At 63.7% G+C, this 26,361-nt stretch carries 32 protein-coding genes and 1 riboswitch; of the genes, 15 read left to right on the forward strand and 17 right to left on the reverse strand.

The annotated features are described in order from the left end of the window. Window positions 1–26 precede the first annotated feature (26 nt). Genes LB559_RS03415 through LB559_RS03435 form a run of 5 tightly spaced genes read left to right on the forward strand, consistent with a single transcriptional unit; the run spans window position 27 to window position 5,176 of the window. Window positions 27–1,811, forward strand: a complete 1,785-nt coding sequence (locus LB559_RS03415) for a bifunctional alpha/beta hydrolase/class I SAM-dependent methyltransferase (RefSeq protein ID WP_411970024.1) — start codon at window positions 27–29, stop codon at window positions 1,809–1,811. Window positions 1,812–1,816: 5 nt separating this feature from the next. After that, entirely contained in the window at window positions 1,817–3,142 is a 1,326-nt protein-coding gene (locus tag LB559_RS03420; RefSeq protein WP_127388334.1) for a phosphatase PAP2/dual specificity phosphatase family protein, read from the forward strand. Further along, on the forward strand, window positions 3,139–3,582 hold the full coding sequence (locus tag LB559_RS03425) for a hypothetical protein (protein ID WP_013532376.1): 444 nt from the start codon (window positions 3,139–3,141) through the stop codon (window positions 3,580–3,582). The genes LB559_RS03420 and LB559_RS03425 overlap by 4 nt, the downstream gene beginning before the upstream one ends. Continuing rightward, a complete protein-coding gene (locus LB559_RS03430; RefSeq protein WP_013532377.1) occupies window positions 3,579–4,241 on the forward strand; it encodes a lysophospholipid acyltransferase family protein in 663 nt (220 codons plus the stop codon). The genes LB559_RS03425 and LB559_RS03430 overlap by 4 nt, the downstream gene beginning before the upstream one ends. Beyond that, window positions 4,241–5,176, forward strand: coding sequence for a phosphatidate cytidylyltransferase (locus tag LB559_RS03435; RefSeq protein ID WP_027163212.1), 936 nt, complete (start codon window positions 4,241–4,243; stop codon window positions 5,174–5,176). Before LB559_RS03430 ends, LB559_RS03435 begins: the two co-directional genes overlap by 1 nt. Window positions 5,177–5,201: 25 nt before the next feature. Here the strand turns inward: LB559_RS03435 and LB559_RS03440 are convergent, their stop codons facing one another. From LB559_RS03440 to LB559_RS03450, 3 genes are read right to left on the reverse strand one after another with little or no spacing between them, the layout of a single operon-like run. Further along, window positions 5,202–6,188 (reverse strand): FecCD family ABC transporter permease, encoded by a 987-nt coding sequence (locus tag LB559_RS03440; RefSeq protein WP_081714386.1) that lies wholly within the window; start codon window positions 6,186–6,188, stop codon window positions 5,202–5,204. 29 nt (window positions 6,189–6,217) lie between these two features. Beyond that, entirely contained in the window at window positions 6,218–7,165 is a 948-nt protein-coding gene (locus tag LB559_RS03445; protein ID WP_027163210.1) for an ABC transporter substrate-binding protein, read from the reverse strand. A 49-nt stretch (window positions 7,166–7,214) separates the two neighbouring features. After that, a complete protein-coding gene (locus LB559_RS03450; RefSeq protein WP_024504856.1) occupies window positions 7,215–8,003 on the reverse strand; it encodes an ABC transporter ATP-binding protein in 789 nt (262 codons plus the stop codon). Between the two features lie 164 nt (window positions 8,004–8,167). Beyond that, window positions 8,168–8,375, reverse strand: a riboswitch (cobalamin riboswitch). 235 nt (window positions 8,376–8,610) lie between these two features. Between LB559_RS03450 and LB559_RS03455 the strand changes: the two genes are divergently transcribed. Then, window positions 8,611–9,444, forward strand: coding sequence for an AraC family transcriptional regulator (locus tag LB559_RS03455; RefSeq protein ID WP_027163209.1), 834 nt, complete (start codon window positions 8,611–8,613; stop codon window positions 9,442–9,444). 5 nt (window positions 9,445–9,449) lie between these two features. Here the strand turns inward: LB559_RS03455 and LB559_RS03460 are convergent, their stop codons facing one another. The 3 genes from LB559_RS03460 to LB559_RS03470 are packed head-to-tail and all read right to left on the reverse strand — an operon-like array spanning window position 9,450 to window position 13,066. Further along, window positions 9,450–10,589, reverse strand: coding sequence for an alanine racemase (locus LB559_RS03460; protein ID WP_027163208.1), 1,140 nt, complete (start codon window positions 10,587–10,589; stop codon window positions 9,450–9,452). Then, window positions 10,589–11,866, reverse strand: a complete 1,278-nt coding sequence (locus LB559_RS03465) for a D-arabinono-1,4-lactone oxidase (RefSeq protein WP_224673029.1) — start codon at window positions 11,864–11,866, stop codon at window positions 10,589–10,591. The genes LB559_RS03460 and LB559_RS03465 overlap by 1 nt, the downstream gene beginning before the upstream one ends. A 12-nt stretch (window positions 11,867–11,878) precedes the next feature. Beyond that, complete coding sequence (locus LB559_RS03470; protein WP_224673030.1) at window positions 11,879–13,066, reverse strand: MFS transporter; 1,188 nt, start codon at window positions 13,064–13,066, stop codon at window positions 11,879–11,881. Window positions 13,067–13,190: 124 nt separating this feature from the next. On the opposite strand from LB559_RS03470, the gene LB559_RS03475 reads away from it, so the two are divergent. Further along, on the forward strand, window positions 13,191–13,817 hold the full coding sequence (locus LB559_RS03475; RefSeq protein WP_224673031.1) for a TetR/AcrR family transcriptional regulator: 627 nt from the start codon (window positions 13,191–13,193) through the stop codon (window positions 13,815–13,817). Window positions 13,818–13,825: 8 nt separating this feature from the next. On the opposite strand, the gene LB559_RS03480 is transcribed toward LB559_RS03475, so the two are convergent. Beyond that, window positions 13,826–14,350 carry a hypothetical protein gene (locus LB559_RS03480; protein WP_224673032.1) on the reverse strand — a complete coding sequence of 175 codons (525 nt, stop codon included), beginning with the start codon at window positions 14,348–14,350 and terminating at the stop codon, window positions 13,826–13,828. Continuing rightward, window positions 14,347–14,676 carry a hypothetical protein gene (locus tag LB559_RS03485; protein ID WP_224673033.1) on the reverse strand — a complete coding sequence of 110 codons (330 nt, stop codon included), beginning with the start codon at window positions 14,674–14,676 and terminating at the stop codon, window positions 14,347–14,349. The genes LB559_RS03480 and LB559_RS03485 overlap by 4 nt, the downstream gene beginning before the upstream one ends. 115 nt (window positions 14,677–14,791) lie before the next feature. On the opposite strand from LB559_RS03485, the gene LB559_RS03490 reads away from it, so the two are divergent. The 3 genes from LB559_RS03490 to groL all read left to right on the forward strand — a co-directional run bounded on the left by LB559_RS03490 (window position 14,792) and on the right by groL (window position 17,768). Beyond that, a complete protein-coding gene (locus tag LB559_RS03490) occupies window positions 14,792–15,589 on the forward strand; it encodes a class I SAM-dependent methyltransferase (protein WP_224673034.1) in 798 nt (265 codons plus the stop codon). 164 nt (window positions 15,590–15,753) lie between these two features. Further along, window positions 15,754–16,050 (forward strand): co-chaperone GroES, encoded by a 297-nt coding sequence (groES, locus tag LB559_RS03495; protein WP_006203049.1) that lies wholly within the window; start codon window positions 15,754–15,756, stop codon window positions 16,048–16,050. Window positions 16,051–16,112: 62 nt separating this feature from the next. After that, a complete protein-coding gene (groL, locus tag LB559_RS03500; protein WP_224620301.1) occupies window positions 16,113–17,768 on the forward strand; it encodes a chaperonin GroEL in 1,656 nt (551 codons plus the stop codon). A 93-nt stretch (window positions 17,769–17,861) separates the two neighbouring features. Here groL and LB559_RS03505 read toward each other — a convergent pair whose 3' ends face one another. After that, window positions 17,862–18,470, reverse strand: a complete 609-nt coding sequence (locus LB559_RS03505; protein WP_224673035.1) for a TetR/AcrR family transcriptional regulator — start codon at window positions 18,468–18,470, stop codon at window positions 17,862–17,864. A 102-nt stretch (window positions 18,471–18,572) separates the two neighbouring features. On the opposite strand from LB559_RS03505, the gene LB559_RS03510 reads away from it, so the two are divergent. Genes LB559_RS03510 through LB559_RS03520 form a run of 3 tightly spaced genes read left to right on the forward strand, consistent with a single transcriptional unit; the run spans window position 18,573 to window position 20,464 of the window. Continuing rightward, window positions 18,573–19,580 (forward strand): zinc-dependent alcohol dehydrogenase family protein, encoded by a 1,008-nt coding sequence (locus LB559_RS03510; protein ID WP_224673036.1) that lies wholly within the window; start codon window positions 18,573–18,575, stop codon window positions 19,578–19,580. Window positions 19,581–19,614: 34 nt separating this feature from the next. Further along, window positions 19,615–20,061 (forward strand): OsmC family protein, encoded by a 447-nt coding sequence (locus tag LB559_RS03515; protein WP_027163315.1) that lies wholly within the window; start codon window positions 19,615–19,617, stop codon window positions 20,059–20,061. A 16-nt stretch (window positions 20,062–20,077) separates the two neighbouring features. Beyond that, window positions 20,078–20,464: a nuclear transport factor 2 family protein gene (locus LB559_RS03520; protein WP_063171832.1), complete on the forward strand. Its 387-nt coding sequence runs from the start codon at window positions 20,078–20,080 to the stop codon at window positions 20,462–20,464. A 95-nt stretch (window positions 20,465–20,559) separates the two neighbouring features. Here LB559_RS03520 and LB559_RS03525 read toward each other — a convergent pair whose 3' ends face one another. From LB559_RS03525 to LB559_RS03555, 7 genes are all read right to left on the reverse strand, one after another. Then, entirely contained in the window at window positions 20,560–21,171 is a 612-nt protein-coding gene (locus LB559_RS03525; protein ID WP_013532395.1) for a LysE family translocator, read from the reverse strand. A gap of 81 nt (window positions 21,172–21,252) precedes the next feature. After that, window positions 21,253–21,573, reverse strand: coding sequence for a YkgJ family cysteine cluster protein (locus LB559_RS03530; protein WP_032809400.1), 321 nt, complete (start codon window positions 21,571–21,573; stop codon window positions 21,253–21,255). A 55-nt stretch (window positions 21,574–21,628) separates the two neighbouring features. After that, on the reverse strand, window positions 21,629–21,796 hold the full coding sequence (locus LB559_RS03535; RefSeq protein ID WP_013532397.1) for a hypothetical protein: 168 nt from the start codon (window positions 21,794–21,796) through the stop codon (window positions 21,629–21,631). Window position 21,797: 1 nt separating this feature from the next. Continuing rightward, the gene (locus LB559_RS03540; protein ID WP_013532398.1) at window positions 21,798–22,205 is read right to left on the reverse strand and encodes a hypothetical protein; all 408 of its coding nucleotides are present in this window, start codon (window positions 22,203–22,205) and stop codon (window positions 21,798–21,800) included. Continuing rightward, window positions 22,205–22,432 (reverse strand): hypothetical protein, encoded by a 228-nt coding sequence (locus tag LB559_RS03545; RefSeq protein WP_013532399.1) that lies wholly within the window; start codon window positions 22,430–22,432, stop codon window positions 22,205–22,207. The genes LB559_RS03540 and LB559_RS03545 overlap by 1 nt, the downstream gene beginning before the upstream one ends. Before the next feature lie 359 nt (window positions 22,433–22,791). Continuing rightward, on the reverse strand, window positions 22,792–23,001 hold the full coding sequence (locus tag LB559_RS03550) for a cold-shock protein (RefSeq protein WP_010915421.1): 210 nt from the start codon (window positions 22,999–23,001) through the stop codon (window positions 22,792–22,794). A gap of 427 nt (window positions 23,002–23,428) precedes the next feature. After that, complete coding sequence (locus tag LB559_RS03555) at window positions 23,429–24,082, reverse strand: glutathione S-transferase family protein (RefSeq protein WP_224673037.1); 654 nt, start codon at window positions 24,080–24,082, stop codon at window positions 23,429–23,431. A gap of 198 nt (window positions 24,083–24,280) precedes the next feature. Between LB559_RS03555 and LB559_RS03560 the strand changes: the two genes are divergently transcribed. After that, the gene (locus LB559_RS03560; protein WP_224620306.1) at window positions 24,281–24,460 is read left to right on the forward strand and encodes a CsbD family protein; all 180 of its coding nucleotides are present in this window, start codon (window positions 24,281–24,283) and stop codon (window positions 24,458–24,460) included. 57 nt (window positions 24,461–24,517) lie between these two features. Here the strand turns inward: LB559_RS03560 and LB559_RS03565 are convergent, their stop codons facing one another. Continuing rightward, window positions 24,518–25,648 carry a metallophosphoesterase gene (locus LB559_RS03565; RefSeq protein WP_224673109.1) on the reverse strand — a complete coding sequence of 377 codons (1,131 nt, stop codon included), beginning with the start codon at window positions 25,646–25,648 and terminating at the stop codon, window positions 24,518–24,520. A gap of 110 nt (window positions 25,649–25,758) precedes the next feature. Here LB559_RS03565 and LB559_RS03570 point away from each other — a divergent pair, with 110 nt between their 5' ends. Continuing rightward, complete coding sequence (locus tag LB559_RS03570) at window positions 25,759–26,352, forward strand: hypothetical protein (RefSeq protein WP_224673038.1); 594 nt, start codon at window positions 25,759–25,761, stop codon at window positions 26,350–26,352. Window positions 26,353–26,361 lie beyond the last annotated feature (9 nt).

Consider the following 26,361-nt stretch of genomic DNA (forward strand, 5'->3'; position numbering starts at 1 on the left):
TGGGGCCGCCAGAGGGAAAGACCATGATGCACGAACCCATCGCGGCCGCGGTCACGGAAAGCCTTGCGCGGCAAGCGCAGGAGCGGGTCTTCCGCAGCCATGACGGGACGGAGATCTTCTACCGCTTCTGGCCGGCGGCTTCGGCCGATGCCAAAGGCGCGGTGGTGCTCTTCCATCGCGGCCACGAGCATGGCGGCCGCATGGCCCATCTCGTCGATGAATTGCGGATGCCGGACCACGCCTTCTATGCCTGGGATGCCCGCGGCAATGGCCGTTCGTCCGGCGAGCGCGGCTATGCCCCGTCCTTCTCGGCGCTGGTGCGCGACATCGACTGCTTCATGCGCGAGATCGCTGAAAGGGATGGCTTCGCCACGCGCGATATCGCGCTGATCGCGCAGTCCTTCGGCGCCGTTCTGGCCGCCGCCTGGGTGCATGACTATGCGCCGAAGCTGCGCGCCATGGTGCTGGCCTCACCGGCCTTCTCGGTAAAACTCTACGTGCCCTTCGCCAAGGAGGGCATAGCGCTCTGGCAGAAGATCAAGGGCGGCTTCTTCGTCAATTCCTACGTCAAGGCGAAATTCCTGACCCATGATCCAGTGCGCATCGCCTCTTTCGAGAGCGATCCACTGATCACGCGGCTGATCGCTTCCAACATCCTGGTCGAACTCTATCAGCACGCAGCCCGCATCGTCACTGACGCCCGCGCCATCACCGCGCCGACGCAGCTTCTGCTTTCGGGCAGCGATTGGGTCGTGCGCCACGGCCCGCAGCACGAGTTCTTCGTCAATCTCGGCAGCCGCATCAAGGAACGTCATGTGCTACCGGGCTTCTTCCACGACACGCTGGGCGAACGCGACCGGGCAAAGGCCCTCGACCTGATCCGGCCGTTCCTGGCCAGGCAGTTCGCGGCACCGGATGCGCCGGTCGACCTGAAGCAGGCGGACATTGCCGGCTACACACGCGACGAGGCCGACCGGCTTGCTTCACCGCTCGCTTTGATGTCGCCAAAGGGTCTCTATTGGGCATTCAGCCGCGCCTCCATCCGCATGGGCGCCTGGGTTTCCCAAGGCATGAAGACCGGCATTGCCACCGGCTTCGATTCCGGCTCGACGCTGGATTATGTCTACGAAAACGACGCGCGCGGACTTACGCCCCTTGGCCGCGTCGTCGACCGTGTCTTCCTGGAAGCTATCGGCTGGCGCGGCATCCGCCAGCGCAAGCTGCATCTCGAAGAACTGATCGGCTCTTGCCTGGCAACGCTCAAGACCACTGGCCGGCCAGTGCATATTCTCGACATCGCCGCCGGCCACGGCCGCTATGTTCTCGATGCCATCGTGAAGAGCCCCGACCAGCCGGCGAGCGTGCGTCTGCAGGATTATTCCGACCTCAACGTGCAGCTTGGCCGCAAGCTGATCACGGAGCGGCAATTGCCGGCTGACGTCACGTTCCAGCGCGCCGACGCTTTCGATGCCGACATGCTCGCCAACGCCGATCCGGCGCCGGACCTCGCCATCGTTTCCGGCCTCTACGAGCTATTCTCGGACAATGCGATGATCGCCCGCTCGCTCGGTGGATTGGCCAGCGCCATGCAGCCGGGCAGCCTGTTGCTCTACACCAACCAGCCTTGGCACCCGCAGCTCGAGATGATCGCCCGCAGCCTGACCTCGCATCGCGGCGGCGAGGCCTGGGTGATGCGCCGGCGCACGCAAGGCGAAATGGACCAGCTCGTCGAAGCCGCCGGTTTCGAAAAGCTCGACCAGCGCATCGACCAATGGGGCATCTTCACCGTCTCGCTCGCGCGGCGCCGCTGAGCAGCATGGTGTCATCGCCTGCATCCGTGGCGCGTGCCGAACCCTATAGCCGGGTGGTCGTCAGGGCAGCCCTGTGGCTGGCCTTCCTGGCGCCGTTCTTCTATCTCAGCTACGGCTTCGCCAACTGGCTGGCGTCGCGGCGCGACGATGTCGGCAGTATCGTGTTCTCGTGGGAGCACGGCATCCCGTTCCTCGCCTGGACCATCGTGCCCTATTGGTCGATCAACCTGTTCTACGGCCTGTCGCTGCTGCTCAACAACGACAGGCAAGGGGTCGACCGTCTGGCCGGACGCTATCTCACCGCGCAAATCGTCGCCGTTATCTGCTTCATCCTGTTCCCGCTGACCGCTACATTCGTGCGACCGGCGACGACCGGCCTGCCGGGCTTCCTGTTTGCCGTGCTCGGCGGTTTCGACAAGCCGTTCAACCAGGCGCCCTCGCTGCATATCGCCCTTTTGGCGATCATCTGGGATCATTGGCGCCACCGGCTCGGCGGGTTGCTCCTGCCGCTCTGGCATGGCTGGAGCTTCCTCATCGGCGCCTCGGTGCTGACGACCTGGCAGCATCACTTCATCGACATCCCGACCGGCGCGCTGCTCGGGTTCTTTGCGCTGTGGCTGTTTCCGCGCAGCGGCGCATTGCCGTTTGCAGGCTTCCGGCTGACCAACGATGCGAAAGCGCGGCGGCTGGCGCGGTTCTACGCGCTGGGCGCCGTCCTCGCGCTGGCCGGTGCCGCGCTCGGTGCCTTCCTTTGCGCTGTCGCGCTCTTCCTGCTTTGGCCGGCGCTGGCGCTGGCCATCGTCGCCTTCGCCTATGCTGGCGCAGGCGAAAAGGTGTTCCAGAAATCCGCCGATGGCACCATGACGCTTGCAAGCCGTGTCCTGCTCTTGCCTTATCGCCTCGGCGCCAGGGCAAACATATGGGCCTGGACGCGCAATCTTGCCCCCCAGGTGGCGATTGCCGAAGGTGTCTTTCTCGGGCGCTTTCCCACGGCAAGCGAGGCCAACAGCTTCGGCACGGTCATCGACCTCGCCGCCGAACTCGAAAAGCCGGCGACAACCGATTGCCGCTGGATCAGCTTTCCGATGATCGACCTGTTGCCGCCGCCACTGGCGATACGGCAACAGGCAGCCGGCGCGCTGGAGAATGCACGCCGCGACGGCACCGTCCTGGTGTGCTGCGCGCTCGGCTTCCAGCGCAGCGCCGGCGTCGTCGCCGAATGGCTGGTGGCGACCGGCAGGGCCGGGACGCCAGCGCTCGCCCGCGAGATGCTCGCGGCCGCCGGCCGGCCGATTCATCTTGCAGAGGCTACGGGGCGGGCGGCGTCATGACAGGCAATACCTATCAGGACCGCACCGACCGCTTCGCCGGCATGCTGATGCGACAGGCCGCGTGGCCGGCCGCAATCGTGCTGGCCGCAAATGTCCTTGCGCCTCTAGCCGCATCGGCGCGCGGTGCCTTCGAGACCTTGCCCGCGGCCATCGCTTTGTCGATCGCCGCCGCGAGCGCGGTTGCGGTGCTGGCGCTGTCGGCATTGCTGGCATTCGACGCGCTGCTGTTCCGACTGATGGCGAGCCATGACGACGAAGCTTCCGGCGGTGCCGCGGTGGATGACATGTTGGCGCGCATGCGCCTGAAACCGGCTCCGTTCGCGACACGCTTGCTCGATGACCGCATGGCCGGCACAAGCCGCTTGCTGTTCAAGCAGCGCGCTGCCCTGGCTCTGTTCGCCGCAGCGCTTCTGGCGGCAGGGTTTTGGGCGCCGCGATGAACAAGCTTTCGCTCAAGACCTTCACCTTGCTGCAGACGGTAACCTCCGTCGGCCTGTCGGCTCTGGCCCGGATGGTGACCGGGGTGCGGCCGATCTGGAACGGCAGCCTGCCCTCCGAGCGGCAGCGCATCTATTTCGCCAATCACACCAGCCATGGCGACTTCATCCTTTTGTCGGCCTGTCTCAGCGAAAGGGAGCGCGCGATCACCCATGCTGTTGCCGCAGGCGAATATTGGGGGAAGTCGCGGCTGCGCCGCTTCATCGCGCAGGACATGTTGTCGTCCGTGCTCATCAACCGGCAATGGACGAGACCTGAGGAAAACCCCATCGAGATCATGCTGTCGGTTCTCGACCAAGGGCACTCGCTTATCCTGTTTCCCGAGGGCACCCGCAACATGACAGACGAGCCGCTGCTGGCGTTCCGCTCCGGGCTCTACAATCTGTCGACGGCGCGGCCTGAGGTCGAGCTGATCCCGTGCTGGATCGAGAACATGTCGCGCGTGCTGCCCAAGGGCCAGTTCCTGCCGGTGCCGCTGCTGTGCCGCGTCGTTTTCGGCGCGCCTGTCGCGGTTGGCCCGGGCGAAGAACGCCGCGCCTTTCTCGAGCGCGCCCACGCCGCGCTTCTGGCGCTCAACCCGCGTCCCGAGCGAGACGATTGATGCGCCACGAGATCTCCATCCTGATCATCGGCCTGCTGGCGGTTTTGACCACCGCCAGCATCGTCGCCACCATCCTTTCGGCGCGAGCGCCGAAGCCGCTGAGCTCGACGCTTGTCAATCTCACGCAGCGCATCAACGCCTGGTGGGTGATGGTGGCGCTGATGACGGTCGCCTTCTTCTTCGGCCGTTACGGGATGACCATCCTGTTTGCGCTGATTTCCTTCGCCGCGCTGCGCGAATTCGTGACGCTGACGCATACGCGCCGCAGCGACCATTGGGTGCTGCTCGGCATGTTCGGCATCATCATCCCGTTTCAGTACTGGCTGGTGTGGACCGCCTGGTATGGGCTCTTCGTCATCTTCATTCCGGTCTACTGCTTCCTCTTGATGCCGGCCATCACGGCGCTGCATGGCGACACCGAACGCTTCCTCGAGCGGATCGCCGCGCAGCAATGGGCGGTGATGATCTCGGTCTATTGCGTCAGCCACGTCCCCGCCCTGCTGACACTCGACGTGCCAGGCTTCGAAGGCCGCACCTTGCTGCTGATCGCCTTCCTGATCATCGTCGTGCAAGGCAGCGACGTGCTGCAGTACATCTTCGGCAAGCTGTTTGGTAAACACCGGTTTTCGCCGAACGTCTCGCCGTCGAAAACCTGGGAAGGGCTGATCGGCGGATTGGTGTCGGCGAGCCTGCTCGGCGCGCTGTTGTCGTTCGTGACGCCCTTCTCGCCGCTGCAGGCGGCAGCCGTGGCCTTCGTCGCCTGCTCGATGGGATTCCTAGGCGGGCTGGTCGCCTCGGCCATCAAGCGCGACCAGGGCGTCAAGGACTGGGGCCATCTCATCGAAGGCCATGGCGGCATGATGGACCGCACCGACAGCCTGGTCTTCGCCGCCCCGGTGTTCTTCCACATCGTGCGCTATTTCTGGACCGTGTGATCCGGCGACCGGTTGCCAAACGCGCTCAAAGCCGGTTGCGGATCAGCATGGTGACGACGAAGAACGCACCGACCGAGCTGGTGATGATGCCGATCGGCAGTTCCTGCGGCGGCAGCAGCGTTCGGGCCAGAAGATCGCTGGCCAGCAAAAGCACCGCGCCGAAGACGGCGCAGCTGGCAACCAGGCGCAGATGCAAGGGGCCTGCCAGCGGCCGCGACAGATGCGGGATCATCAGCCCGACGAAGCCGATGACCCCGGCGACAGAGACCAGGATCGCCGTCGAGAAGGCGGCGACGAGAAACGTCATTCGGCGCATGCGCGCCACTGGCACGCCAAGGCTTTCGGCGGCGTTTTCGCCGGCCAGGAAGGCATCGAGCCGGCGGTGGTTCCACAGCGCGTAAGCCAGAATGGTGCCCGCACCCAGCGCGCCCAACCAGATATTGTCCCAGCGCGCCAGGCCAAGGCCGCCCATCGTCCAGAACAACACGGAGTGGGCGGCGCGCTGGTCGCCGGCAAAGACCAGGTAGTTGGTCAAGGCGGTGAACATGAAGGACACGGCAAGGCCGGCGAGGATCAGCCGCTCCGGCCCTTGGCCCCTCACCCGCGCGACCAGCAGCAGGACGACGCCGGCGGCCAATATGCCGCCGGTGAAGGCCGCGACCGGCAACGTCCAGATGCCAAAGCTGTCGCCGAAGACGGTGATGACGGAAACAGCACCGGCGGCGGCGCCCGACGACAGGCCGAACAGGAACGGATCGGCGAGATCGTTGCGGGTCACTGTCTGCAGCAGCGCGCCGACGACGCCGAGGCCCGCGCCGACGCAGATGGCCAGGATCGTGCGCGGCAGCCGCAGATCGACGACGATCTTGCCGACCGGCCCGGACACGTCGTGCCCGCCTAAGCCGATTGCGCGGCCAAGCGCTGCTACAACGTCGGCCAGCGGGATCAGCGTCGAGCCATAGGCGATCGACAGCAGAGCGAGAGCGGCGATCGCCGCCGCTCCCGCCAGCATGGCCAACGCAAATGCCGGATGGCGCAAGCTCAAAATGCTTCCGGGTGCATGGCCTTGGCGATCTTGTCGATCGCTTCGATGTTGGCGGGTCCAGGCGTCAGCTCGGCGTAGCGGAGGGCAACGAAGCGCTCGTTCTTGACCGCGTCGGTCTCCTTCATGGCCGGATGCGCCTTCAGGAAGTCGAGCAGCTTCCTGTAGCCGCCACCGTCCTGGTAATCGAGCAGGATGAGGAATTGCGGATTGCGCGACGCCACCGTTTCCCAATCCGTGTTGCCCCAGCTGGTGTCCATGTCAGCCATGATGTTGTCGCCGCCGGCGGCAGTGATCATGGCGCTGGGGATGGCGAACTTGCCTGCGGTGAACGGCTTGTCCTCGCCGGAATCGTAGAGGAACACCCGCGTGCCCTTGGCGCTGCCGACCTTGGCGGTGATGTCGGCGAGCTGCGCCTTCCAGCCAGAGACAAGCTTTTCCGCCTCTGTCTCCTTGCCGAAGATCTTGCCCAGCTTTTCGACGTCGCCGTAGAGCAGGTCCATCGAGGCGGCGGGGCGCCTCTTGTCGAGATGGACGCAGCTTTCCGCCAGAACCAGCGTCTTGATGCCGTGCGGGGCAAGCGTGTCGGGCGTCACCTCGCCACCCGGCTTCATGCCGTAGTACCAGCCGGCGAAGAAGAAATCCGGCTCCACGGCCACGAGGTTTTCGAGCGTCGGATATTTCGGCGCCAGCTCCGGGATCGAACCCTGCTCTGCCTTGAATTCGGGACCGACCTTGTACCATCCGGTGATGCCGGTCAGGCCGACGATTGACGGCTGCAATTTCAGCGCGAAAGCCATCTCGGCCATGTTCAGATCATGGATGACAGCGCGCTTCGGCGGCGCGTCGAAGGTCAGCGGCTTGCCGCAGCTGTCGACGGTTACCGGGAAGGCGAAGGCGGTCGAGGTCAGCAGCGAGACGGCAAGCGAAAAAGCGAGGCGTTTCACGGGTATGCTCCTTGTGGGTGGGATCGGGTCGACTATGGAACGGCTTCAATCACGACGGCGGCGCGGCACGGTTCGGAACCTCGAACACCGTCAACTCTCGATCCTCGGTCGGATGGCGCAGGCGCAGCACATCGATGCCGAAAATCTCGCGGATCAGCTGTTGGGCCAGCGCTTCGCGCGGTGCGGCGAGCGCTTGCAGGCGGGCATGATTCATCACCGCAACCCTGGTGGCGAAGGGTGCTACCAGCGCCAGATCGTGCAGCACCGCGATCACCGTCATCTCGAAGCCTGCCACGAGGTCGAGCAGTTCGCCGCGGGCGCGCGGGTCCAGATGGTTGGTCGGTTCGTCGAGGAACAGGATTTTGGGCTGCTGGGCGATGGCGCGCGCCAGTTGGGCGCGCTGGCGCTCGCCGCCCGACAGCGAGCCGACGGTGCGGCCAAGCAGCGGCAGCAGGCCGGTCCGGCGCAGCGCATTGACGACAATGTCGCGTTCCTCGCTCCTGCGCCTCAGTCCGGCGTGCGGGACCCGGCCAAGCTCGACATAATCGATCACCGCCAGCCGCGGATCGGGCTGGTCGGTCTGGCCGACAACGGCGATATGCAACGCCCGCTCGGCGGCCGAAATCCTGTCCAGCCCGCGTCCGCCAAGCTTCACCTCGCCGGAACTTGGCCGCAGCATGCCCGACAGCATGCGCAGCAGCGTCGTCTTGCCGGCGCCGTTGGGACCGATGATGGCAAGGCGATCGCCAGCGGCCACCGAGAAGCTGACCGCCTGGACCAGATTCCGCCCATTCGCCATGGCACAGAGGTCATGGGCTTCGAGAAGCGCTGCGCTCATCGGCTGCAGCCCGCCGGATTGCGGGGACGGCAAAGCGTGCGCATGGTGATGCGATGATCGATGGAGCCGTCCAACTTTCCGTCACTTTCCAAAACTGGCGACGGAAGGAAGCTGGCGAACCGGCCGACAAGGCCGGGATTCGCGTTTCCTCCCGGCACACCCCGTCCGGTCAACTCAGTGATGGCAGGTCTCCTGACTCGCGGGTCGTTGCGCCATCCTGCCTTCCCAGCCTTGCCGGCCAGTGGCATTCACGGATTTTGCTCGCCGCTTACAGTTGCGGGGGCAGCCACGGCCTCGACCTGAACAGGCCTCACCGTGTTCCCTTTTCACCCCTCGCCTTTCGGCTCGGGGACCATCACCACTTCAGCGTAGATTTCCACCAAACGCTTCGCAATGGATTTCTCGGACGAAGTGGTGGGCCAGCTAAGGGAAACAGGCATTGCACGCTCATTTTATGTAATAACATAACATTCTTAGGAGATGACGCGGCCCGCTGTCAAGCGAAAGCCCATGGGATCGGCGCAGATTGCACGGAATGCGCAATTTCGATCAAACTGGCCGCGCCAGGAAACGCCAAGATGATCCGGCCAATGCGAAAAGGAGCCCCATGAACCCGACCGAGAAAGCGCTGTGGTTCGTCGAGAGCCATCTGCCGGAGGCGATCTCGCTTGACGATGTCGCGCAAAGCAGCGGCGTGTCGCGTTTTCATGTGACGCGCGCCTTCGGCGCCGCAACCGGCCGCTCGGTGATGGGTTACATGCGCTCACGCCGGCTGACCGAGGCGGCGCGCAAGCTGGCCGGCGGAGCGCCCGACATCCTCGTCGTCGCGCTCGACGCCGGCTACAACTCGCATGAGGCGTTCACCCGTGCCTTCCGCGATCAGTTCGGCACCACGCCGGAACTGGTGCGCGCGCAAGGCTCGACCAACAACCTCGACCTCGTGGAGCCGATCCTGATGGACCAGTCCCTCCTCACCAATCTCGAACCACCGCGCTTCGAGACCAGCCGGCCGTTCCTGATCGCCGGCCTCGGCGAACGCTACAGCTGTGAAACCAGCGCCGGGATTCCGATGCAGTGGCAGCGTTTTGCACCCTTTATCGGCAACATCCCCGGCGAGATCTCAGGCGTTTTCTACGGCGTGTGCCTTAATGGCGACGACGCGGGCAATTTCGACTATGTCGTCGGCGTCGAAGTGTCCGGCTTTGCGGATCTGCCGAAGGACTTCTATCGGGTGCGGGTGCCGGCGCAGAAATATGCGGTGTTCTCGCACCGCGAGCACATCTCATCCATCCGCCGGACGATCAACACGATCTGGAACAGCTGGCTGCCCGCCTCCGGGCACGAAATCGCGGATGCACCGGAATTCGAGCGCTATGGACCGGAGTTCGATGCCCACAGCGGCAATGGCGGCCTGGAGATCTGGGTACCGGTGAAGGCGTAGCTCGATCACGCCATCGGCAGCGCCGGCCAGCGATCGATGACCTTTCCGCCGGAAAACACGGCGATCGACCCGAATTGCTGCAGCACGGCCTCGCTCTGCGTCGGCCTTAGAAACGCGTAGTCGCCTGGCCTTGCGGTCGCATCGGCGGGCAAGCCCATGAATTGCTGGTTGGAGGACAGGCCGAGCAGGCCGTTCGTCTTCATGCCTTGGGGGAAGACCGGCTCGGCCATCCACTTGCCGCCATAGAGATAGCAGCCCTTGCGCGGAAACCGGCCGAGCGCCTGCAGCAGGCGGGTGACGGCCGGCGGGCCAGGCAGCATCGGCTCGACCACTTTCAGGATCGGCGTGGCGATGAAAGCCGCCGGCTGGAAGCCGTCGAGGCCTGGCGTATCGAAGTCGCTGGGCAGCACGAAGGCCGAGCCCATCGACACTTCATTGGCCGCGCCGCCACGATGAAGCAGCGCGGTCTTGCTGCCGCCGATGTTGAGGATACGGCGCTGGTCGGCGCCGAGACAGGCGACGAACGCCGCAGCCTGCGCCGACGCCTCCGCCAATGCCTTTGCCGGTCCGCCGAAAAGGCCGGGAATGAGCGGTGCATGCGCCTCGTAGGCCATGACGCCTTCGCAATGCAGCCGGGCCGGCAACGCGCTCAACGCCTTCGACAAGGCCGCGGGATCAGCAAAGCCGCCGCGATGCAGCCCGACATCGATCTCGAAAGCGATGCGCAGGCCGATGCCGAGTTCGTCAGCGAGAGCACCGTATTCCGCCAGTCTCTCCTCGCTGTCGATCAGCCAGCAGACACGCGACCAGTCGGCATCACCCTTCACCAGCGCAGCCCTTGCCGCACCGATCGGCATCGGCTTGCCGTAGAGCAGATCGGCATCCGGAAACGCCTTCAGCACCGCCTCGCTGATCGGCGGGTGGAAGGTCATGAAGCGCTCATGGCGAAGCGCCTTGCCTATATGCGCAAGCAGCGGCAGGCAGGCGAGCGATTTGTCGACCAGCCGCACGGCCAGGCCGGGATCCAGCCTCCTTTTTACCAGGGCAATGTTTCCGTCCAGCCGATCGCGGTCGAGCAGCAGGCAGGGTCGGAAGATGCCGGCGGTCTTCAGCGCATCCGAGAGGGTGGAAAAATAGGTGCTCATCATTCGATGCCGAACAGGCCGGCCATGTAGGGCGACACGAAGCGGTTTTCCGGATCGATGTCGCGGCGCGCCGCCATGGCATCGTCCCAGCGCGGGTAGAGCTTTTTCAGCTCCGCCGCTTTCAGGCTGTGCATCTTGCCCCAATGCGGCCGGCCGCCATATCTGCGGAAGATCGGCTCTGCCGCCCGCATGAACGGCAAAGGATCGTTCGCGGCGTCATGATGGATGGCGATGGAGCAGGTCAGCCTGTTGTAGAATGGCGAAAGCCAGAACTGGTCCGGCGCGACCGAGCGCACCTCCATCGGGAAATAGACCTCGGGAAAGCGCTTCTCGGTCAGCTCGATGATCTCGGCCAGCGCCTTCGGCCCTTCCTCGAACGGCAAATGATATTCCATCTCGTTGAACTTGGTCTGCCGGTCGCTGGCATAGACGTTGAGCCAGTCCTGCACGTAGTCCTCGGCGGGAAATTTGGCGGCCGCCGATCGGATCAGGCGGCCACGCAGCGATGGCAGCCAGGCAAGTGAAGTGCGCAGCCTGCGCAGTGTCCTCAAACCCGCCTCGTCCTCTTCCGGCGGCCGCGTGGTGGGTGCGGCATCGCTGAAATCGCTGGCGATGAACTGCGCATAGCCGGAAAACGGAATGTAGTAGAATTCGGCCGAGCGATGCGCGGCCATCATCGCCTCGAAATCACGCAGCATCTCGGTGATCGGCAGCACATATTTGCGGCGGCGCAACCGGTAGGTCGCGATGTTGTTCAGCGTCACTTCGGTGAGCACGCCGAAAGCGCCGAGCGCGACACCGATGGCGTGGATCATGTCCCGATCCCCTGCCCGCTTGAAGTCGCGGACCTTGCCAAGGCCGTCGACGATCTGCACCGTCTCCAGCTGCGTGTGATAGGCGCCGAGCGTCGGTCCCGAGCCGTGCGTGGCTGTGCCCAGCGCGCCGCCGATCGCCTGACGGTCGATGTCGCCCATGTTGGGCAGGCCCTGGCCAATGCCTTGCAGGATGTGCATGAGCGCGCCGAGCCGGGTCCCTGCCCGCACCCGCGCTTGATGTTTTTGCGCGTCGTGCGAGACCAGCCCTTCCAGTCTCTCCAGGGACAGGATCGTGCCCTGCGATTTCACCAGCGGTGTGAAGGAATGACCGGCGCCGGCGACGCGCACCGGGCCAGGCGCGCTCCGGACGAGATCACCGAGTTCACCGACATCGCTGGGGCTGGCGATCAGCTTGGGCTCGGCACTTACGAAGCCCGACCAGTTGCTCCAAGTGTTCGACATGGCGCTCCCCGCTCAGGCAACCGCACGACGGCGACGTGACACAAGAACGAAGAGACCGAGCAGCGCCACGCTTGCCACCGCGCTGGCGGCGGCGAATTCCGGCACCGGCCGGAAATCCTTGCCGTCGATGAGCAGCGACGCCGCAATCGGCCCGATCGCCAGGCCGAACAGTTGGGCTGCCGGCACCAGCAGCACGGCGGTGCGCGTCTCGTCGGCGGTGATCGCCAGACGGATCTGGTAGGGCACGATGAACAGCAGGATAAAGCCCATGGCCAGGGCAGCGACCCAGAACGTCGTCAGGCCGGGGCTGCTGGCAAGAACCAGGGAACTGACAAGCGCCACGACGCCGATCGCCGCGATGGCAAGGCGATAATCGATGCGCGCCTCGAACGCGGTCGCCGTCATCGCCCCCAGGACCTGCACCGCGAGGCTGGCCGAGACGATCAGGCCGACGGTGCGGCCATCGATGCCGTATTGCGCGCCTAGCGGCTCCAGGAAAGCCCAGACCGCGCCGAAGAACATGAAGTAGCAGAAGACCGACAACAGCGCGGTCATTGAGGGAACCGTCAGCACATTGGCCAGATTCTCTTCCTTGGGCAGGTCGGCATAGTCACCGGGCACGGTGAAAGCGACCGCCAGCGACACGACGCAGACGACGGCAAGAACGATGAAGCCACCCTCCGACCCTGCGGCCGGAATGACATAGAGCGCCAGCAACAGGGCGAGCGCGCATTGCGCCAGCGTCTGCATGGTGACGAAATAGCCGCCGATGCGCTCGGCGCGCCGCGAACGGGCGATCAATTCGGTGGCGACCGCGACCAGACCGCCTTCAGCGAGCCCTGCCAGGGCGCGGGCCGCAATCAGCATGTTGGCGCTCGCGGCATGGGCCGTCCAGACATTGGCCAGCGCCAGCAGCAACAGAAGGACGGCACTTTTCCAGCGCATATTGTGCGCCGAGAGCAACATCGCCACGACAGCCGAGCCGATGGCAATGGCGATCATCTCGGCGGTGGCGACCAGCGCCAGTTCATCACCGCTGACATGGCCTTCGGTGTAGAGAGCTCCGAGCAGCACCGGCTGCAGGCCGAGGATGAGCAGGCCGACCGAACCGATCCACAGGGCCGAGGCGAGCTGCCAGCCGGTCGGATTGCCGACCAGCCAGTCGCCACTGCCTGCGTGGCCGATATCTGTCGAAGCCAAAGGCGCCTCCCCAACGTCCTTGCCGCGCGGCAAAAAAGCTGACAACCTGTCAGTATTTCAGAAACTGATACTTGATCATATTTCTTGTCAACCGGAATCTAAAAACCGTGCGAAAGATCGGTGCATGACGGAATTGAAGAGAATGGCGACCGAGCCGAGGCGCAAGCCCAAGCAGGAACGCAGCCGCGAGCGCATCGACGCGATCCTGTCGACGACCATGCGGCTGATCGGGGAAAAGGGTATCGATGCCGTCACCATGAAGGAGGTCGGCATGCTGGCGGGCGGGCCGATCGCCACCGTCTACCACTATTTTCCCAACAAATCGGCGATCCTGGCGATGCTCTATGAGCGGTTTTCAGAGGTCAGCCGGGCACGGCTGACGACGATCATCGCCGAAATCCACGAGGCGAAAGATGTCATCGTGGCCGCTGACCGGCTGCTCGATGATTATCTCAGCCGTGTCGCCGGCGATCCGGCCATCCAGGACCTGCAGAACGCCATCCAGGCCGACAAGGCGCTCAAGAATCTCGACATCGCCGAAACCCGGCATCAAGCCAAGATGTTCTGCGACCATGTCATCGCCCTGATCGAGCCCGAGAGGCGCGAGCAGTTCGAACGCATGGTTCTGCTGATCTTCCAGCTTGCCGGCGGTGTGGTGCGCCTGGCGCTTGCCGAGGGCGAAGCGGAAAGCCGCCGCACGATCGAAGATTATCGTTCGATCATTCACACGCAGTTGCGGCTGTTCCTCTAGAGCCGCGCCTATTTCGCCCGATGGACGAGGCCTTCGAAGCCGTGTGTCAGATCCGAAGCGCCGGCCGCGAACATCTTGACGAGGTTTTGCGGACGGCCGGGAGTCTTGTTCGCATCGAGGAGGATGGCCCTGCCCTCATGCATGACGAAATCGAATTTTCCATAGTCGAAGCCGAGTTCACGCCGGCGCTCACGCAATTCGTCGGGCACCGGGACGGGCTCGCGCCGGATCGTCTCCGATGCCTTGACCAGGCCGTTCGGGGAGACGTAGCGGGTGCAGCGCTCGCGCTCTCCGCAAAACACCCAGAAACGAACAGCAAAACCGTCGGGTTCTCTCTCCGGAATGAACTTTTCCACGACGAGATCGTCGCAATCAAAGACGCCGTCCGGAACGTCGCCGAGAGATCTGTGGATCTCATAGGGGTGCAAGATTGGCAAATGCGGAAACGGCGGCTGTTTGCCCGCGCGCTCGGATCGCCGGTTGAGGAGCGTCTCCGGGATTCCCCGATTGTTGAGATTGCTTTTGACGATCACCTGACCTTGCCAGCTGTCGGTTTTGTCGACAATGCACCGCTGATCCGCCGTTTGGATATGTCGGCGGCGCCGATGTTGAGGCAGAATGCAAAACTCCGGGCATAGTCGACATAGTCCGTGGGCGTCACCGTGGCATCGACATGCAATACCGCCATATCGGCGCTGACCGGCTTCGACAGGCCTTGCTGAACCCGAACCGAATGGCCGCGCCTTTTCAATTCCGCAAGAATGTCGAACAGCATGTATGGGCTGCTCCTGCGCAGCAGAATATCGCGCCTGCCCAGGAACCTGTCATGCTCATGCGTTATCACGGCGATACGCGCCACTATCCACCTCCTGGACTGTCTGTAGATGCCTTGAAATGTCTTGGCTTGTCCAACGACCTCTATTAAGCCCCGGTGATATCCAAAATCCAGGCGTGCAGGGGGCCAATGGAATTGCATGACAAATCATTGGGACGATTACCACCGCCATTGGAAACTTCTGGAAGCGCCGCTCCGGCCGACAGCGGAAACCGTCGCTATATTCGATCGCGAACTTGATCTCGGAAATGCCGATGTCCTTCTCTTGGGGGTTACCCCGGAATTGGCAGTTCTGGGCAAGTCGATGTTGGCGGTCGACCAGTCGGCGGCCATGATTTCCGGCGTATGGGCTGGCGACGACGGCTCGCGACGGGCAATCGCCGGCAACTGGCTTAACCTGCCCGTGGACCGCGCAAGCATCGACGCCGTCATCGGCGACGGATGCCTGTCGGCGGTCGCTTCCCAGGCGGCGCGCAGTTCGTTGTTTGGCGAGGTCGCCAGGGTGCTGAAGCCTGGCAGGCGCGCAGCGATCCGCGTCTTCGCACGACCGGAAACGGCGGACGATCTGTGCGGCATCGAAGCTCTGGTTCTGGCCGGCGGGATCGAGAATTTCCACGCGCTCAAATGGCGGATTGCGATGGCGTGTACGACCGACGACCGCGATTTTACCATCAAGGTGGCAACGATCCGCGATGCATTCGGCAGACTGTTTCCGGACCGCGAAGCTCTTGCCGCGCGAACAGGATGGAGTATGACCTCGATCAACACGATCGACGTCTATGCAGGCTCGAACATAAGCTACAGCTTCGCGACGCTGGCCACGCTGACCAACGAGGCAGCCAACTGGTTCGGCGACGTGCGCGTCGTGCCGAGCGGAAGCTATCCGCTGGCGGAACGGTGCCCGCTTCTGGTGCTCGGTTCGGCGAGGCACCGGTAAGTTCATCATCATGCGCCAAGAGGCGCTCCGAGCGCCTTGACTCCGGCGCGCCGCCAGCCTATTTCAGCGCCACGTTAGCACTCGCCTTTGGTGAGTGCTAACCACATGTCCGGCGCCGCCGGATGGAGGAACTGTTTCTCACCGTTCTCATCGAGGAAGAAAAAATGGCAAAGTCGAAGTTCCGCCCGCTTCATGACCGCGTGGTCGTTCGCCGGGTCGAATCCGAATCCAAGACCGCTGGCGGGATCATCATCCCCGACACGGCAAAGGAAAAGCCGCAGGAAGGCGAGATCATCGCTGTCGGCTCCGGCGCTCGTGACGAAGCTGGCAAGCTGGTCCCGCTGGACGTCAAGGCCGGCGACCGCATCCTGTTCGGCAAGTGGTCGGGCACCGAAGTCAAGCTCAATGGCGAAGACCTTCTGATCATGAAGGAATCCGACATCATGGGCATCATCGGCTGATATCAGGCCTTTCCGTCAACTGAATTCCCGGGCTCGATCGAAGCCCCTGCCAGGAGCTAAAAATGGCTGCCAAAGACGTAAAATTCTCCCGTGATGCCCGCGAGCGCATGCTGCGCGGCGTCAACATCCTCGCCGACGCGGTGAAGGTCACGCTCGGCCCCAAGGGCCGCAACGTCGTCATCGACAAGTCGTTCGGCGCCCCGCGCATCACCAAGGACGGCGTCACCGTCGCCAAGGAAATCGAGCTTGAAGACAAGTTCGAGAACATGGGCGCGCAGATGGTCCGCGAAGTTGCTTCGAAGACCAACGACATTGCCGGCGACGGCACCACGACCGCGACCGTTCTGGCGCAGTCGATCGTCCAGGAAGGCCACAAGGCCGTTGCCGCCGGCATGAACCCGATGGACCTGAAGCGCGGCATCGATCTGGCCGTGACCGAAGTCGTCTCGGCGCTCGGCAAGGCTGCCAAGAAGATCAAGACCTCCGAGGAAGTTGCCCAGGTCGGCACGATCTCGGCCAATGGCGACGAGTCGGTCGGCAAGATGATCGCGGAAGCGATGCAGAAGGTCGGCAACGAAGGCGTCATCACGGTTGAAGAAGCCAAGACCGCCGAGACCGAACTCGAAGTCGTCGAAGGCATGCAGTTCGACCGCGGCTATCTCTCGCCCTACTTCGTCACCAACGCCGACAAGATGGTTGCCGAGCTCGAGGACGTCTACATCCTCCTGCACGAGAAGAAGCTGTCCAACCTCCAGGCCATGCTGCCGGTTCTCGAAGCCGTCGTGCAGACCTCGAAGCCGCTGCTCATCATCTCGGAAGACGTCGAAGGCGAGGCTCTGGCCACGCTGGTCGTCAACAAGCTGCGTGGCGGCCTGAAGATCGCTGCCGTCAAGGCGCCGGGCTTCGGTGATCGCCGCAAGGCCATGCTGGAAGACATCGCCATCCTCACCGGTGGCCAGGTCATCTCGGAAGACCTCGGCATCAAGCTCGAGAACGTCGGCCTCAACATGCTCGGCCGCGCCAAGAAGGTGTCGATCTCCAAGGAGAACACCACCATCGTCGACGGCGCCGGCAAGAAGGCCGAGATCCAGGGTCGCGTTGCCCAGATCAAGCAGCAGATCGAAGAGACCACTTCGGACTACGACAAGGAGAAGCTGCAGGAACGTCTGGCGAAGCTCGCCGGCGGCGTTGCGGTGATCCGCGTCGGCGGTGCGACGGAAGTCGAAGTCAAGGAAAAGAAGGACCGCGTCGATGACGCCCTCAACGCGACCCGCGCGGCCGTGGAAGAAGGCATCGTTGCTGGTGGTGGCGTCGCGCTGCTGCGCGCTTCGGCCAACATCAAGGCCACCGGCGTCAACGCCGACCAGGCCGCCGGCATCAACATCGTTCGTCGTGCGCTGCAGGCTCCGGCCCGCCAGATCGCGGCCAACGCCGGTGCGGAAGCATCGATCGTTGCCGGCAAGATCCTTGAGAACAAGGGCGCGACCTTCGGCTACAACGCCCAGACCGGCGACTATGGCGACATGATCGCCATGGGTATCGTCGATCCGGTCAAGGTCGTTCGCACCGCTCTCCAGGACGCGGCCTCGGTCGCCGGCCTGCTGGTCACCACCGAAGCCATGATCGCGGAGGCTCCGAAGAAGGAGTCGGCTGGCGGCGGCGGCATGCCTGGCGGCATGGGCGGCGGCATGGGCGGCATGGGCGGCATGGATTTCTAATCCAGCCCTATCAGCCTTCAGATACGGAAAGGGCGGCAGAGATGCCGCCCTTTTCGTTTACGCGGACCTCGATCGCCGCGCCTCCGTCGGTTCTCAGACGGCGGCATCCGCGCGTTGCTTTACCTCGCCATCAAGCACCGCGGCTTCGATCAGCGCCGCGACCTCGTCGGCCACGGCCTGTACCGGGGCGCGGTCGCTTGTGGCGCGGGCGATCACCATCAGCCCTTCCAGCGACGATTCGACCAGCAGCGCCAATGCATGCGCGCGGCGCGCGGGCACCCCTGCCCTGACGAAGGCGTCCCGCAGCAGGCCTATCCACTGTTCGAAGGCCGAGCGGCACAACTCCGCCAGTTCCGGCACGTCGGTGGGCGAGTCCAGCACGACAGGCGCGATCGGACAGCCGAGTGAAAACTGGTTGTCTTCCAGCATGCGCCCCACCGACTGGTAGATATGATGGACGGCTACCGCCGGATCCTTTTCGGCGGCCAGCGCTTCGCCCAGCCTCTCCGTCACGTCGGCAACGCTGGCGCGCGTCACCTCGATGACCAATTGGTCCTTGCCGCCGGGAAAATGAAAATACAGCGAGCCCCGCGGTGCGCCGCTGGCGCTCAATATGTCGTTGAGCGAGGTGCCGTGATAGCCGCGCTGCCTGAGCAGCAGCCCAGTCGTCTCGAGTATGCGGGTGCGGGTGTCGTTGGCCATGTCAGCCTCTGTCAGTAGGAATCATTATAGGCCTTGCGCAGAATATGACAATCGGTCTACATAATATGTAGATCAGTCTATATATTCCTTGAGGAGAACGAAATGCGCAACTACCGCCTCGAAGGATCCGGGACCGAATCCCTGGTGATGCGCGAGGCGGCGCAGCCAGAGCCGAAACCGCATGAGATCGGGGTGCGCGTTCGCGCCACATCGCTCAACCGGCGCGACACGATGATCCTCAACGGCACCTATCCGCTGCCGCCGCGCCAGGGCGTCGTTCCGCTGAGCGACGGGGCTGGTGAGGTTGTCGCCGTCGGCGCTGCCGTCACCCGCTTTGCCGTCGGCGACCGTGTCACCGGCAGCTATTTCGCGCGCTGGATCGACGGCCGCATCCATGCCGGGCTCGTCGACCAGCTCGGCTGCACGCTGGACGGCATGCTGGCGGAATATGCGGTTCTCGACGAACAATGGGCGGTGCGGCTGCCCGATCATCTCGACTGGCAAGAGGCCGCAACGCTGACCTGCGCCGGCCTGACCGCCTGGAATGCGGTGACGGGCGCCGGAATTCCGAAGCCCGGCCAATGGGTTCTGGTCATCGGCTCGGGCGGCGTCTCGCTCTTTGCATTGCAGTTCGCCAAGCTGCTCGGCTGCCATGTCGCCGTCGTCACCTCGCGCGGCGAGAAAGCCGACAGGCTGCGGGCGCTGGGCGCCGACCTGGTGATTTCGACATCGGATATGCCGCAATGGGGTGCGGCCGTCCGCGACCAGACCGGCGGCATCGATCTCGTCGTCGAGACCGGTGGCCCGGCGACCTTCGCGCAGTCGCTGATCGCCAGCACGCTTTACGGGCACATCGTGCTCTTGACGCTGCAGGATGCGAAAGGCGGATCGATCCAGCTGCCGGCGGCACTCTACCAGCGCAGCCTCGCCACCATCAGCCGCCTGTTCGTCGGCAGCCGGACCAATCTCGAAGCCATGCTGCGCGCCGTCTCGCAGCACCGCCTGCGGCCCGTCATCGACAAGGTCTTCGCCTTCACCGAGGCCGGCGATGCCTATCGCTATTTCCAGCAGGGCGACGTCGTTGGGAAGGTGATCATCGACGGCGCCTGACCCATCGAGTCCTCAAACCCAAGGGAGAACGACCATGACAATTCGTGAAGCCTCGGCCAAGTGGCAAGGGACGCTGAAGGAAGGTTCGGGCCGGTTGCGGCTCGGCAGCGGCGTCTTCGAAGGCGCCTATTCCTTCCCGTCGCGTTTCGAGAACGGTCCGGGCACCAACCCGGAAGAACTGATCGCCGCGGCGCATGCAGGCTGCTTCTCGATGGCGCTGAGCGCCATGCTGGGCAACGCCAATCATGTCCCGACAAGCATCAGCACCGTCGCCAAGGTGCATCTTGGCGCAACCGCTGCCGGTCCGACGATCACCCGCATCGAACTCGAAACCGAGGCAGAGGTCGCGGGACTTGCCGAAGATGAATTCGAGCGCCTTGCACAGTCCGCCAAGGCGGGCTGCCTCGTCTCGCGGGCCCTTGGCGGCGTGTCTCAGATCACCCTCAAGGCAACGCTCGTCGAAGCCACCAAAGGTCAATGAAGCCAGGAGAAAGAAGATGACACAGGAGCTTGTCATGGACGCAAACGCGTACGGTCTGTCCCAGCAGACGGCCGAGATCATGCGGCGCTACAACGACGTATTCCAGCGCCATGATCCTTCGGCACTCGCCGAGCTGGTGGCCGACGATTGCGTGATCGAGAACACCGTGCCGGCGCCGGACGGCGCCCGCCATGCCGGCAAGGAAGCGTGCGTCGGGCTTTGGACGGCGATCGCGACCCAGGCCGGCACGCGCTTCGATATCGAGGAAACCTTCGTTGCCGGTGACCGGGCAACGATCCGCTGGCGCTATTTCATGACCGACGGCAATTCGCTGCGCGGCGTCAACCTCATGCGTGTGGCCGATGGGCGGATCGTCGAAGCGATGGGCTATGTGAAGGGGTAGCGCGCCCCGAGCAATGCCCCGAAAGCGCATAACCGCTTTTCGCCCGGAATAGCGCAACAAAGGAGAGCGGATCAGCGAGACTGAACCGCTCCCCGCTACCGATCGGCCAGCGCCAGCTTTGCGCCGAGCATGACGAAGGCGCCGGCGAAGGTCCGGCGCATCCAGGTCAACACCATTGGCCGCGAGACGACATGGCTGCGGATCGAGGCTGCGAAGATGCCGTAGCCGACGAAAACCACGAAGGTCAAAAGCATGAAGACGGAACTCAGTTCCAGCATTTTCGACAGCGCATTGGGCTCGGTGGTGCTGACGAACTGCGGCAGGAAGGCGAAGAAGAAGATCGACAGTTTCGGATTGAGCACGTTGACGAGGATACCGGTGGCAATCACCTTGCCGGCCGAGCGCGGCGTCACATCCTGCTCGACGCTGAGGCCGCCCTTTTCCTTCAGCGTGTTCCAGGCCATGTAGAGCAGGTAGGCGACGCCGAGATATTTCAGCGTCTCGAAGGCGAGCGCACTGGTGTGCAGCAGCGCCGCCAGGCCAGTGATGGCGGCGGCCATGTGCGGGATGATGCCGAGCGTGCAGCCGAAGGCGGCGATGACGCTGGCCCGCGCACCGCGCGAGAGGCCGGCGCTCAGCGTGTAGAGAACGCCGGTGCCGGGCGAAGCCACGACAATCAGGGACGTCAACAGAAATTCGATGCTCACGATGGTTCCTCCGCCACCCTACCCGGCCAGGAAGGTACCGGGCTGCGGGTCGGCGCACAAGCGGAGGCGACGGGAGATTGGCTACACCGGTAATCCGAGCGCCTGGCGTGCCATCAGACACTCCTCGTCGCCGGGCATGCAGGCGCGACAGACGTCCGGCCGCACGTCGTAGATGCCGCAAGCGGTCGACTTGCCGATCTCGCCGGACAGCGCCGAGCAGCGCACGCCCTCGCAACGCATGCCTGACAGGTCGGATGCGACATATTTTTCCGGGATACGGTCGAGCTGTGCGTCATCCTCGGTGGAAAAGCGCGGCCACTCGGCCGAATAGGAACAGCAGGCACCGCAGCTTTGGCAATCGAAGGTGCCCTGTTGCGACGACAAAACGCTTGCGGCGGCCACCAGGGCGGACAGCCCTGGCGCGGCGGGGTTGTGATCGGCGTCTTGCGGCAAGGCGCTATTTCTTCTTGGCCGTCTTGCCCTTCGGCGAATCCGCCGGCGACTTGAACAGGTCGGTCGCCGCCTCGGTGGCATCGCCAGCTTTCGGCGCGGCAACCGGCTTGGCCGGTTTTGCCGCGGCACCCGAGGCTGCCGGCTGATCCTTGGAGGAGAATTTTATGGCCATGTCAGTCCTCGTCGGCGAAGCGCGATGATGGGGCGCGCGGATTGCGCAGGCGGCCGATCAGCGCCGAAACGGCCGTGATGTTCATTTCCTCGGGCGACCAGTTTTTCACCGCCTCGATGTGGTGGGCTGCCAGCTCGCGATGCGTGCTGCCGCTGTAGGCGGCGTCCTGATACGTCACCCGCTCATGGGTCTTGGCGTCTTCGCGGACATACTCGATCAGGTAGTTCGGGCATTCGGCGCGGCCGCGCACGCCGACGCGAACCTGGGCATCACCGTGGGCACGCTTGCAGCGTTCGAGCTTTTCCAGCACACGCCGGACGAATTCGACCGGCTTGTCGAGGCCTTCGACCATATCGGCAATGGTTGCGTCGGCGGCGATCGGTGTTGGCGGTACGCGTTTGGTGGCCATCAGCGTCGTCCGGCCCGCTTCGGCAAAGCGGCTAGCGCGGCGGCGGCGGCCATCTCGTCGGCCTCCTTCTCCAGGCGCAATTCGCGCAGACGCGCGGTCTTGGCTTCGCGTGCCTCGCTGACGGCGTCGCGCTCGGAATTGATGCGGTTGAGCGACATCGACTGGGTTTGCGTCTTGCTGAACAGGGACACGGCCTGATCGACGGTTGTCTTTGAACTGGTGGTCAAATCTTTCTCCTGTCAGGAGCCTGTGCCGATGGAGCGAGACCGGGTCTTCGGTCAGGATCACGCACAAAGCAATACGCGCGGCGAATTCAAATTGCTGGAGCGTCCCTTAGCACGTCCAGGCCGGCGCGCAGCGCACTTTCGGCGGCAAGGCGCGGAAAATGAAAAAGGCCAGGCACCGCCTGACCTTCCATGAGAGCGTCGCGCAACCAGATGACATCCAAAAGGATGCACCGCACGGGAACGCCCTGCTTATGCACATGATATGCCGTGGAAACTCAGGTCTCCGCGGCCATGCGCCCGAATTCGCCACTCACCGGTGCCAGTACATCCGTGGTCACCGGGAGAGCAGAATTCGTTTTTCAGGCCGCCTTCAACTGGTCGGCGGACATCTTGCCCGACTTGTTGTCGCGGACCATCTCGTAGCCGAGCTTCTGGCCCTCGACGATGTCACGCATGCCGGCGCGCTCTACGGCCGAGATGTGGACAAAAACGTCGGCCGAGCCGTCGTCAGGCTGAATAAAACCAAAACCCTTGGTGGCGTTGAACCATTTAACTGTGCCGGTGCTCATGACGAACCCTTTCCATGGCAAATATTCGTTCGACGCCATGCGGATGCACAACGTCGTTTGTCCCGATTTTTGATGTGGGAAGTTCGTCAAAGGCGCGCTCGAAAGCGCGGATAACAAAAGTCAGTCAAACAAATATCGACGATTTGCTTGTAGGCTTTTTTTGGCGCGCTGTCAAATTTGCATAAAGCCACAGATGCGGATTTCTCCCAAAACGCCAGGCCAAACCAGCTGGCATGACGGCAAACCGGGCGCCAAACAGCGCGCTTGCGCCAAGTTGAAAAAATTTTCTGGCATCCAGGAACCATCCGCGCAAAGGCGCATTTATGCCTTGTCGTCAGCAGTTCGTGAGAGCAATCGAAAGAACGGTTGATGGCAAAGACGCCCCCCGCACGATAAAAGGTGCGAGGGGCGTTTTCGTTGGATCCGGCTATTCGTCCGGGCCGGGTTCCGGCCACCTCTCCTTGGCCGCCTCGGCATACCAGTGCCGCATCGCCGGCGTTGCCAGCACGGCGTCGACATAGGTGCGCGTATCCGGCGCCAGCGTGCCGCCATAGGTGTCGAAACGGGTGACGACAGGCGCATACATGGCGTCGGCCGCGGTGAAATGGCCAAACAGGAACGGGCCGCCCCTGCCGTATTTTTCCCGGCACTCGCGCCACAGCGCCTCGATGCGGGCGCGTTGCGCCTCGCCCTCGGCGTCGAGCGGCTTGTGGCCCTTCGGCCGGCGCAAATTCATCGGCCAGCCATAGCGGACCTCGCGAAAGCCGGAATGCATCTCGCTCGCGGCCGAACGCGCCAGCGCGCGGGCGTCGATATCGGCCGGCCAGAGCTTTTTCTCGGGAAACAGGTCGGCGAGATATTCAAGGATAGCAAGGGTTTCCCAGACGATCTTGCCATTGTGACTCAGCACCGGCACCTGACCGGTCGGCGACACTTTCGCCAGATTGGCAAAGGTTTCAGGTGTGCGCAGCCGCACGAAACCTTCCTCGAACGGGATCTCCAGATGCCTCATCGCCAGCCATGGCCGCAACGACCATGAGGAGAAACACTTGTTGCCGATATAGAGCGTGAATTCAGCCATTTTTCTCCCCGCACGCACGGCCATCCAAATTCCATGGTCGACACGTGTTCGCAGCCTAGCCCACCAGCCTTGCCCCAGGGCGGCGGCCGCGCGACCTGATCTGCCGTCCGGGCGACGCCTGGAACCTAACCGACGCCGGCTCGTTAGCTACCGCAAATGAATTCCTCCGAATTCAGAGCCCCAGGAGATGCGCAAAAAATGGTGAATAAGGATCAGGTTGCGGGCGTGGCCAAGCAGGTCAAGGGCTCGGTCAAGGAAGCCGCAGGCAAGGCAACCGGCAACAGGCAGACCCAGGCCGAAGGCACGGGCGACCGGACCGCCGGTAAGGTGCAGAAGGCCTATGGCGACATCAAGGACAAGGTCAAGAAGGCGCTCTGATCCGACATAGACAAACGCGCTTTATCGAGGGAAAGGCGGTCGCGAAGGCCGCCTTTTTCAGGTGCTCCAACCCTTGCTGAAAGCATTGGTGAAGACGACCTCGCCGTGATCGCCGGCCGCCTCGCCCAGCACCACGTCCATGCCGTCGCTGGTCACCCTGGCCAGCGCGAAACCGCCCATATAGGCAGCCTTCGGCTTGAACAGGTCGATCCCGTCCCTGCGATAGATCAGCGGCGTTTCGTGCTGGTGGCCATGGAAAATGCCGACGACATTGTAGCCCTTCAGCGCCGCCAGCAACGCCTGCCGGTCGGCCTCGCTCCACCAATGCGGCGCACCACTGCCGTCATCATCGAAATGCCGCTTGGCGGCATCCCAACGTTCCACCGAGAAAGTGTCCCAGCCATAGTGCTGGAACAGGATGACCGGACGGCCGTCCGCCGCATAGGTCGCCAGATCCTGCTTCAGCCATGGCAGGCTGCTCTCGGCGCCGTGGCCGGTATCGCCGGCGAAACGATGCGTCTGGATCAGATGCAGGCCGCCCCAGTCCCAGGAGTAAGAGTCGGTGTCGACATCGTAGTCGGTGGCAGGCACCGGCGGCTTGAAGAACACGCCGGCGCGATGGTTGACCTCGACATAGTCGCGCAGTTCGCGCCGATACCAGTCGACATGGTGCGGCGGGCCGTTCTGGTCGAGATCATGGTTGCCGAGCCCGATATAAACCGGCATGTGCACGCGATCGGGACCGACGCCCTGGCTGTAGCGTTGGCTGAACTGGAGCAGTTGGGTGCCCTCGCTCGGCTGCGTGATCTGGCCGCCGCCATCGTCGGTGATGTCGCCGCCGACGACAAGGCCGAGCGGCGTGCCTATCCTGCCGGCCGAACGCAGGCCGGTGGCGACGCCATTGATCTCAGTTGGCCAGTCCTTGTCGCCAAGCGCATTCAGCGCCGCCACGTTGCGCAGCAGCGCAGCGTCGGTCTTGCCTTCCTGCAGGCAGTTGGGGCTCAAGCCGCTCGCCATGCGGCAGGCATGGACATCGGCGATGAACAGGAAAGTGGTGTCGATCGACTGGACGCGTTGCCCGGTCTGGCTGAAGGCCGGGCGCGACAAGGCGCCGGCCGCGGCAAATCCTGCAGCCTGCGCCAGGAAGTTGCGTCGGGAAAGCGATGCAGTCGAACGGCGATTCATCATACGCTGATTCAGCATGGACAGCGGCCGGTCGTCCAGCGCCTCTGCGCCATCATCGACATGACGCCACGGGTCTGGCATGTCTCGCTTGCGCAAGCGGAGGAGGACGAAAAATGAAAGCCGCACCTATCTGCATGATCCTGGCCGCGATGTTGTGCGCGAGCACTGCGCATGCGGCCGGTTGCGTCGACGTCAAGTCCGCCAGGAAGGGTTTCGTTCTGGCGAGGCCCGGCATCCAGAGCGAATTTCGGCCCGTGGCTGGCGGGATGATGTCGGTTGCCAACACCTACGAATCGCAATCGCCGCAAACCCAGTATCTGTTCGCCGGCCTGATCGAGGTGTTTCGCGACAGCGACACCGGTCGCCAGGCGATGATCCCGCTTTCCGATCTGCGAAAGCTGTTTCCGCTGAAGACGGGGACAAAGGCCGCGATAGAGTTCGTCGAGCTGTCGCCGAACAAGCCGCCGAAGGGCACCAAGACGCTGAGCCTGGTCGTCAAGGGCAAGGAGACATTCAGCCTGGGCGAGTGCAAATACAATGTCCTGGCGGTCAAGGAGACCTTCAAGAACGGTGCCGGCGAGACGCTGGATTCATTTACCGCCCTCTATGCGCCAGATCTGCAAGCCGCGCTCGCGCGGCGCTACGATGAAGGCACCAGTTCGGAATCCGTCAACGGCTACGAGACGATCAAGCCGCTGGCCGAGTAGCTGAACCAG

Origin of the sequence: Mesorhizobium sp. BR1-1-3, assembly GCF_020165455.1 — a bacterium.
Taxonomy (GTDB): Bacteria; Pseudomonadota; Alphaproteobacteria; order Rhizobiales; family Rhizobiaceae; genus Mesorhizobium; species Mesorhizobium ciceri.

Coding starts and splice junctions, on each gene's coding strand:
- LB559_RS03535 (WP_013532397.1), bottom strand. CDS start 21,796: ATGGCCATAAAATTCTCCTCCAAGGATCAGCCGGCAGCCTCGGGTGCC.
- LB559_RS03490 (WP_224673034.1), top strand. CDS start 14,792: ATGACAAATCATTGGGACGATTACCACCGCCATTGGAAACTTCTGGAA.
- LB559_RS03510 (WP_224673036.1), top strand. CDS start 18,573: ATGCGCAACTACCGCCTCGAAGGATCCGGGACCGAATCCCTGGTGATG.
- LB559_RS03415 (WP_411970024.1), top strand. CDS start 27: ATGCACGAACCCATCGCGGCCGCGGTCACGGAAAGCCTTGCGCGGCAA.
- LB559_RS03450 (WP_024504856.1), bottom strand. CDS start 8,003: ATGAGCGCAGCGCTTCTCGAAGCCCATGACCTCTGTGCCATGGCGAAT.
- LB559_RS03565 (WP_224673109.1), bottom strand. CDS start 25,648: ATGATGAATCGCCGTTCGACTGCATCGCTTTCCCGACGCAACTTCCTG.
- LB559_RS03550 (WP_010915421.1), bottom strand. CDS start 23,001: ATGAGCACCGGCACAGTTAAATGGTTCAACGCCACCAAGGGTTTTGGT.
- LB559_RS03475 (WP_224673031.1), top strand. CDS start 13,191: ATGACGGAATTGAAGAGAATGGCGACCGAGCCGAGGCGCAAGCCCAAG.
- LB559_RS03560 (WP_224620306.1), top strand. CDS start 24,281: ATGGTGAATAAGGATCAGGTTGCGGGCGTGGCCAAGCAGGTCAAGGGC.
- groL (WP_224620301.1), top strand. CDS start 16,113: ATGGCTGCCAAAGACGTAAAATTCTCCCGTGATGCCCGCGAGCGCATG.
- LB559_RS03540 (WP_013532398.1), bottom strand. CDS start 22,205: ATGGCCACCAAACGCGTACCGCCAACACCGATCGCCGCCGACGCAACC.
- LB559_RS03465 (WP_224673029.1), bottom strand. CDS start 11,866: ATGTCGAACACTTGGAGCAACTGGTCGGGCTTCGTAAGTGCCGAGCCC.
- LB559_RS03425 (WP_013532376.1), top strand. CDS start 3,139: ATGACAGGCAATACCTATCAGGACCGCACCGACCGCTTCGCCGGCATG.
- LB559_RS03555 (WP_224673037.1), bottom strand. CDS start 24,082: ATGGCTGAATTCACGCTCTATATCGGCAACAAGTGTTTCTCCTCATGG.
- LB559_RS03520 (WP_063171832.1), top strand. CDS start 20,078: ATGACACAGGAGCTTGTCATGGACGCAAACGCGTACGGTCTGTCCCAG.
- LB559_RS03505 (WP_224673035.1), bottom strand. CDS start 18,470: ATGGCCAACGACACCCGCACCCGCATACTCGAGACGACTGGGCTGCTG.
- LB559_RS03430 (WP_013532377.1), top strand. CDS start 3,579: ATGAACAAGCTTTCGCTCAAGACCTTCACCTTGCTGCAGACGGTAACC.
- groES (WP_006203049.1), top strand. CDS start 15,754: ATGGCAAAGTCGAAGTTCCGCCCGCTTCATGACCGCGTGGTCGTTCGC.
- LB559_RS03440 (WP_081714386.1), bottom strand. CDS start 6,188: ATGCTGGCGGGAGCGGCGGCGATCGCCGCTCTCGCTCTGCTGTCGATC.
- LB559_RS03460 (WP_027163208.1), bottom strand. CDS start 10,589: ATGAGCACCTATTTTTCCACCCTCTCGGATGCGCTGAAGACCGCCGGC.
- LB559_RS03435 (WP_027163212.1), top strand. CDS start 4,241: ATGCGCCACGAGATCTCCATCCTGATCATCGGCCTGCTGGCGGTTTTG.
- LB559_RS03420 (WP_127388334.1), top strand. CDS start 1,817: ATGGTGTCATCGCCTGCATCCGTGGCGCGTGCCGAACCCTATAGCCGG.
- LB559_RS03515 (WP_027163315.1), top strand. CDS start 19,615: ATGACAATTCGTGAAGCCTCGGCCAAGTGGCAAGGGACGCTGAAGGAA.
- LB559_RS03455 (WP_027163209.1), top strand. CDS start 8,611: ATGAACCCGACCGAGAAAGCGCTGTGGTTCGTCGAGAGCCATCTGCCG.
- LB559_RS03570 (WP_224673038.1), top strand. CDS start 25,759: ATGAAAGCCGCACCTATCTGCATGATCCTGGCCGCGATGTTGTGCGCG.